The sequence below is a fragment of the Lapidilactobacillus concavus DSM 17758 genome, assembly GCF_001435835.1.
GTDB lineage: Bacteria > Bacillota > Bacilli > Lactobacillales > Lactobacillaceae > Lapidilactobacillus > Lapidilactobacillus concavus.
The window spans coordinates 23896-30304 of record NZ_AZFX01000045.1; the positions used below are offsets into that span (position 1 = coordinate 23896).

Annotated in this window: 9 protein-coding genes and 1 pseudogene; 6 read left to right on the top strand and 4 right to left on the bottom strand. The window is 43.5% G+C overall.

The genetic code is table 11. The features are described from left to right. Positions 1 to 69 precede the first annotated feature (69 nt). Positions 70 to 1415, bottom strand: a pseudogene (locus tag FC15_RS05135) (FAD-dependent oxidoreductase). A 283-nt stretch (positions 1416 to 1698) separates the two neighbouring features. On the opposite strand from FC15_RS05135, the gene FC15_RS09340 reads away from it, so the two are divergent. The 4 genes from FC15_RS09340 (at position 1699) to FC15_RS05145 (ending at position 4132) form a co-directional block, all read left to right on the top strand. Beyond that, positions 1699 to 1881: a hypothetical protein gene (locus tag FC15_RS09340; protein WP_235803337.1), complete on the top strand. Its 183-nt coding sequence runs from the start codon at positions 1699 to 1701 to the stop codon at positions 1879 to 1881. Beyond that, a complete protein-coding gene (locus FC15_RS09345; RefSeq protein ID WP_235803338.1) occupies positions 1878 to 2231 on the top strand; it encodes an EAL domain-containing protein in 354 nt (117 codons plus the stop codon). Before FC15_RS09340 ends, FC15_RS09345 begins: the two co-directional genes overlap by 4 nt. Next, positions 2228 to 2401, top strand: a complete 174-nt coding sequence (locus tag FC15_RS09350) for a hypothetical protein (protein WP_235803339.1) — start codon at positions 2228 to 2230, stop codon at positions 2399 to 2401. Before FC15_RS09345 ends, FC15_RS09350 begins: the two co-directional genes overlap by 4 nt. Positions 2402 to 2797: 396 nt before the next feature. Beyond that, positions 2798 to 4132, top strand: a complete 1335-nt coding sequence (locus FC15_RS05145) for an Nramp family divalent metal transporter (RefSeq protein WP_057824609.1) — start codon at positions 2798 to 2800, stop codon at positions 4130 to 4132. Between the two features lie 151 nt (positions 4133 to 4283). On the opposite strand, the gene FC15_RS05150 is transcribed toward FC15_RS05145, so the two are convergent. After that, positions 4284 to 4607, bottom strand: a complete 324-nt coding sequence (locus FC15_RS05150) for a hypothetical protein (protein ID WP_057824611.1) — start codon at positions 4605 to 4607, stop codon at positions 4284 to 4286. Next, positions 4604 to 5098 carry an Rgg/GadR/MutR family transcriptional regulator gene (locus FC15_RS05155; protein ID WP_146979135.1) on the bottom strand — a complete coding sequence of 165 codons (495 nt, stop codon included), beginning with the start codon at positions 5096 to 5098 and terminating at the stop codon, positions 4604 to 4606. The genes FC15_RS05150 and FC15_RS05155 overlap by 4 nt, the downstream gene beginning before the upstream one ends. A 165-nt stretch (positions 5099 to 5263) precedes the next feature. Between FC15_RS05155 and FC15_RS09455 the strand changes: the two genes are divergently transcribed. Then, positions 5264 to 5482 (top strand): transglutaminase-like domain-containing protein, encoded by a 219-nt coding sequence (locus FC15_RS09455; RefSeq protein WP_057824615.1) that lies wholly within the window; start codon positions 5264 to 5266, stop codon positions 5480 to 5482. 47 nt (positions 5483 to 5529) lie between these two features. Here the strand turns inward: FC15_RS09455 and FC15_RS09400 are convergent, their stop codons facing one another. After that, a complete protein-coding gene (locus FC15_RS09400; protein ID WP_268872202.1) occupies positions 5530 to 5664 on the bottom strand; it encodes a hypothetical protein in 135 nt (44 codons plus the stop codon). A gap of 106 nt (positions 5665 to 5770) precedes the next feature. Here FC15_RS09400 and FC15_RS09155 point away from each other — a divergent pair, with 106 nt between their 5' ends. Further along, positions 5771 to 5998, top strand: a complete 228-nt coding sequence (locus FC15_RS09155) for a hypothetical protein (protein ID WP_146979134.1) — start codon at positions 5771 to 5773, stop codon at positions 5996 to 5998. Positions 5999 to 6409: the final 411 nt, after the last annotated feature.

Sequence of the window (6409 nt, forward strand, 5' to 3'; positions counted from 1 at the left end):
AATAGAGACTAGCAATCAGCACCCGTAGGCCTAATCACTAATATCATCGTCGCGACCTAAATGACATGCTTATTCGGCATTTTTTCTTTCCTGTTCAATTGCTAATTGTGCCACGAGATTTAAATAATTGAAGGGCTCATCGTAATTGGGTTGGAAAAGCATATCCACGTACGCTAAATCGTCAATAGTGTTCTTGTTCTGAATGCAAACAGAGATCGTATTTGCAGACTGTGCGATCTCATGCTTGCTATAGAGTTGCGCGCCTAAGATTCGACGATCATCGCGATTATAGACCAATACAATCGTTAACATTTCTGTCGATGGCATATAGGCAGGACGATAATTATCATGATAGGTCACTGAAGCCGCGTTGAGACCGGCACTCTGAGCTTGTTTGAGTGTTAATCCTGTTGAAGCCAAGGTATGATCAAACAAAGCCATTGCAGAAGTTCCCTGAGTCCCCATATATTTCTGTGTATTACCGAAAATATTAATCGCGGCTAAACGGCCCTGACGAACCGCATTACTTGCCAGCGGAATATATGCAGTGCGACCAGTTGGATTATACTGAACGACACAGGCATCGCCAGCTGCATAAATATCGGGCTCAGAAGTTTGCGTATATTCGTTGATCAATAATGCACCACGACGGTCGGTCTCAACTTGTCCCCGCAATAAATCGGTGTTGGTGACAAAACCGGTACAGACAATCACTAAATCAGCAATATGTTCGGCCTGATCTGTCTCGATGATAACTTCATCCTTACCGCTAAAGCCTGGACACGTTCGTTCAAGAAAACTTGAACCCCATGATCCGTCAAACGCTTTGCAATATCATTCGCTAAATGTTCATCGACATAATTATTCAAAAGTTGCTTAGGTCTCTGTAGCAGGATCACTTCATGGTCGGTCGTGGCGTAACTTTCAGCCAATTCAACACCGACATAACCACGACCGACGATTGCAACGCGTTTATGATTTTGCGCTGTCTCGTAAATGGCCTGAGCTTGAGCATAGTCCTTGCACAAGAGGACTCGTGAATGATCAACCCCCATAATTGGTGGTACTTTGACATAAGACCCAGTCGTCATGATCAACTTATCGTACGTATCGGTAAAGACTTCATTCGTTTCCAAATTCTCGCAGACCAACTGCTTGCTCTTCGCATCGATCCTTAGAACATCATGCTTCATCCGAAAATCCGCACCTAATTCACGCAACGCTTCAGGACTGGAGTAAAACATATCTTGCAAATGCTTCACTTGGCCACCTAAGTACAACGAGATACCGCAAGATAGAAACGAAATATTATCGTGACGCTCGTAAACCGTCACTTGGGTTTCAGGATGATCTTTTAAGATCTCCTCTGCTGCGATGGTTCCTGCGTGCGTACATCTAACAATAACAACCTTCATTTAATTTACTCTTCATTAGTTGCGATCAACAATAACGATCACTTTGAAATCACACGTTTAAAAAAGTCTATTCATATTTAGTTATAATACAAAGTGTGATTAAATGTTCATTTAATTTGAAGACCAGCGATCCCTTCAATTTTTTTATGACAAAAAACGCTGATTTGACGACCGTCATCGGTCATTTTCTGTAAATATACGGCAAAATAGGCAGTTCTTATTTCCATTTTTTCGAAAAATTTTTTAGAATAGATGTAAGCAAGTATTGAAGGGAGGCACATCGGTGATTACTACGGACGAAAAAGTTTATCGTTATTTTATCCAGCCTCAGTTGGATAAGATCAACAATACCTTAGTCGGCTACGAGCTACTCATGAAATATTACACGCCAGAAGGTTGGCGTCCCCCCGTTCATTCTCTGATATTCCTCCAAAAGTTCTTGCGGACACACTTGTTGCAACCGTGAGGCAACTTGAGCTGAAGATTGGTTCAGTCTCAGTCAATTTGAATCGGACGCAATTAATGGATCCTCAGATCGATGATGCGATCATCAAGTCGCAATCGATTCTGCGACCCCTGAAGTTGATCGTTGAGTTGACCGAAGAAACCAGCGATGAGGCATATGAGCTGTCAGATATTCTTGCCATGATCAAGCGATTCACTTATCGCGGCATGGAGCTCAGCCTTGATGATGTTGGTATCGACGATAATAACCTCGATCACATTGCACCTCTGATTCTTTATGCGACTGAAATGAAGTTTGCCTTGCAAGATCTGAAGACATCTTTCCAAGATTCCGAAACCCAAAACAAGTGAGATTTTGGCAACGTGTTGCCAAGAAACATAACTTACGCTTTGTGCTTGAGGGCATTGAAGATGAAGACGATGATGCAACGGCGGATGACTTGGATATTGATTTACGCCAGGGTTACTATTATGGTAAACCGCATTTGTTAAAGATCCATTCTGACGATCCCGATCAATAAAGTGATTAACACAAAAGCCATGAATTCATTTTCATGGCTTTTTTAGTTGGGTTAATCAATCGTCAGCGGGACATGAAGTCCTTTAGATACCGCTTTAACCAGGGATGTTTAGGGTGCCCGAAGAAAAGAATTAATTGACATTTATACTCATGGTGTTATATTAAATAAGGATTTGAAAAGGCGTTTAATTAACTTTCAGAAAACTTGCAAAGGTGGGTTGCGTATTTATCACTTTTTACCGTTCGATTCGAACCGTTTCCTTTAGATAAATGCGTGATGATCGCCCGACAACAGATTTACGGAGTTAACCAAATACTTGTTCATCCCAGATGTCTCAGAATGATCGTTTTATAGATCACCTGAATTTCTAAACCAATAGAAAAGAGGGCAATACCAATGAATAATATTGAACCAACCAACAAGAGTCTAGATGAGGTCAATGGTAGCGTCGAGGTGCCACAAGGTGTCGGCTTCTGGCGAACACTGATGGCTTACACAGGACCAGGAATCCTGATTGCCGTGGGCTACATGGATCCCGGTAACTGGATCACATCAATCGCCGGGGGTGCCCAATTCAAGTACACCCTGTTATCAGTGATTCTGATTTCTAGTTTGATTGCGATGTTGCTGCAAGCCATGTCTGCCAAGCTGGGAATTGTCACTGGTAAAGATCTTGCCCAACTCACACGCGAGCATACGTCTAAAGGTATGGGTATTTTCCTTTGGGTCGTCGCCGAGCTGGCAATCATGGCCACCGATATCGCAGAAATTATCGGTTCCGGTATTGCCATCAAGTTACTATTTAATATTCCATTAATTGTTGGCATCTTAATTACAGCAGCCGATGTTTTGATCTTATTAGTCCTAATGAAGTTAGGCTTTAGAAAGATCGAAGCAATCGTTGCCACGTTAGTCTCCGTCATCTTGATCGTTTTTGCTTACGAGGTTTCGCTGTCGAATCCTAGTATCGCCGGCATCATTAAGGGCTACTTACCTTCTAGCCAAATCATCACCAATCATTCCATGTTATATCTGTCGCTTGGAATCGTCGGTGCAACCGTAATGCCCCATGATTTGTACCTTGGATCGTCTATCTCACAAACACGAAAACTCGATCGTAGTAAACCAGATGACATTGCTAAAGCAATTAAATTTTCAACAATTGATTCGAATATTCAACTGATTATTGCCTTTGTTGTAAACAGTCTGTTACTGATTCTTGGCGCTGCATTATTCTATGGCACCAACAGTTCACTCGGCCGTTTCGTTGACTTGTTCAACGCGCTCAACAATCGTCAGATCGTCGGTGCAATTGCCAGTCCAATGTTGAGTATGCTCTTCGCAGTTGCCCTACTCTCTTCTGGACAGAGTTCTACGATTACCGGAACGCTCTCTGGTCAGATCATCATGGAAGGCTTCATTCGTTTAAGAATGCCACTATGGGCGCAACGGTTACTCACACGTTTACTGTCCGTCACACCAGTCCTCGCCTTTGCCTTCTACTATCACGGTGACGAAGGTAAAATCGAGAACTTACTAACCTTCTCGCAGGTTTTCCTGAGTGTGGCTCTCCCATTCGCGGTTATCCCACTGGTCATGTACACCAGCAGTAAAAAACTAATGGGACAGTTTGCTAACCGGGCATGGGTCAAGTACAGCGCCTGGACCGCCACAATCGTCTTAATCGGCTTAAATGTTTATCTGATCTTACAGACACTTAGCCAGCTTTAATACAGCCAAATATCATCAAGAAAGCCACGAATGAAAAAATTCATTCGTGGCTTTTTAAATACTGTAGTGATTCACTTGAATGGCTGTTTAAGGGCGCATTATTGAGGCTGTTTGTTTTACCTTGATTATTTGTGCCGCTATAGACCCGTTACTAACGTGTCAGGTATAAATAGTCTTGCAACAGTGTCAGCCAATCTTGCAACTTTAGCAAGTTAGCGAGTTGCGTGCAAACTAGCATCTCAGCGGCAAACAACGTGTCATCGTGATGAAGCGTCAATTGATCCACTGCGCGGAAAAATTTGGTTAATAAAAAGGTGGTGCAACTCTCGTCAGTATCCGCAATTCGATAGAGCTCTCTCTTAAAAACATCGATTAACTCCAAATCTCCACGTTTAATGCCTAAACCAATGCCATTCTGGACTAACGCAGCGATATTTTGGCTGAAATAGATGGTTCCTTGATACTGCTCCGTCAACGGCAACACGTTTTTGATGACTTGAATGATGTACTCAGAATCAAAATAGACATGGTATTTAGGAAAAGGACAATCTCAAAATGTCCCCAGGTTTCAATTCGATTTAAATAAGTCTTAATATGACTCACTAAATCCTCAAAATCAGTCGTAAAAATCTGGCTAAACCAACGATAATTCAAGAGTTCTCTTTGCGCATAAAGATAATAAAAATATTGATCGTTTGTCTGCTGATATTTATCGCGTAAAATCTGCGTATAGACTCGCGCCTGAGCTTCATCAACGCGTTTTAAGTAACGCAGATATTGATGCTGTTCTCGCTCAACCGTATTCTGCAGCAAGAACTCGTACTCACTAAGCGTGACATTGAGCCGGTTCAGATAGTTGATGGCGTGTTCTAAACTCAATTCAGTCTTTCGAACCTCGAAAGATGAGAGCGTCGTCCTCGTCGTGATCCCATTTGCTAATTCCTGCTGAGAAAGATGACGTTCGATCCGTTATTTTCTAATTAATTCAGCATTTTCCATACGGATTTACTCTCAATATTTTTTAATGTGACGCAATACACATCATACTATGCTGTAATTGTTCATTATGGTTATGATAGAATCAAAATTTGTGAAGTAGATTCAAAGAGTGACATAAAAAAAAGCAAATCGATGATTCATAATATTGAACTGAACCCCCGATGTTGGACCGAATCCAATACCGGGGGTTCAGTTCACGATGGTACGCTGAACAAAAAGTTAGCCAACGGTCGTGGCGAATACGTCATCACCAATGCCGATGCACACTCCTGGCCTGAGGTTTATTCCCCAACCTATGGCTGGCTCCCCTTCGAACCCACGCCAGGCTTCTATAATGAAGATCAACCGTAACTCGACACGAATCGAACAACGACCGCCGCCAACACTAGCACCAGCTCTCAAGCCAGTTCGAGTGTGACCAGCTCATCGGCCAGGACATCCAGCAGGCGCTCAAGCCAAACCACCGAATCGAAAACGACCACAAAATCAGCGACTGCCATACCGCGCTGGCTACAAATGACGCTTAACCTCATCGGCGTACTCGCACTACTCAGCAGCCTACCGTGGCTGGGACTGTTCGTCTTCCAAAGCGCGAGCCGCCGCCTAACGCCAGCAAAATATCCCCGATTTTATCGACAGTTGTTGTGGTTACTCCGAGTTGTCATCAAGCGGCCACCAGCCCAACCTCTAATTGACTATGCCGCAGATGTAGATGCACGGCTAGGCTTAACGAACGTCTTCACCGCGCTTACGATTGCTTACGAGGCGCAGGAGTTTGGGGGGCGGTTAATGATGCCGGATGTTGGGAAGATTGATCTGTTGCTAGGGCGACTGCGGGTTTGGGTTCTTAGACGTGGGCATATCTAAATTTCGTTTGGAGTTTGGAGACTATAGACTCTTTAGACCCGTCAAGCCCGTCAGTCCACTGCGTATCGGTCAGGTCTTCAAACCCGTCAGTCCACTGCGTGGAAAGTTGTTGTCTTTGCTATGGGGCCGGCTTCAGGTTTATTCGGCTCGTGCTTCGCACTCGGCGAATAAATCTTCCGCCTTAAACATTAGCCTTCGTTTCTCGAAGTCTAATGTTTGTCCCATGTTGTAAGATCCGCATGGCCCACGCGGATTAACAACATTTTCACAGCACGGCAACAACTCTCCACTCCGTTCCCTGACTCAGATATGAAGGCGGAACTGTGGCTTTGAAATTTAGAACAGGAAATTAGTATGTATTTCTAACCCAGTTCGTAAATCTTTAAGACTAAACTAGAAGTTGCGGAGGAA

Coding starts and splice junctions, on each gene's coding strand:
- FC15_RS09400 (WP_268872202.1), bottom strand. CDS start 5,664: ATGAGGTTAAGCGTCATTTGTAGCCAGCGCGGTATGGCAGTCGCTGAT.
- FC15_RS05145 (WP_057824609.1), top strand. CDS start 2,798: ATGAATAATATTGAACCAACCAACAAGAGTCTAGATGAGGTCAATGGT.
- FC15_RS09455 (WP_057824615.1), top strand. CDS start 5,264: ATGATTCATAATATTGAACTGAACCCCCGATGTTGGACCGAATCCAAT.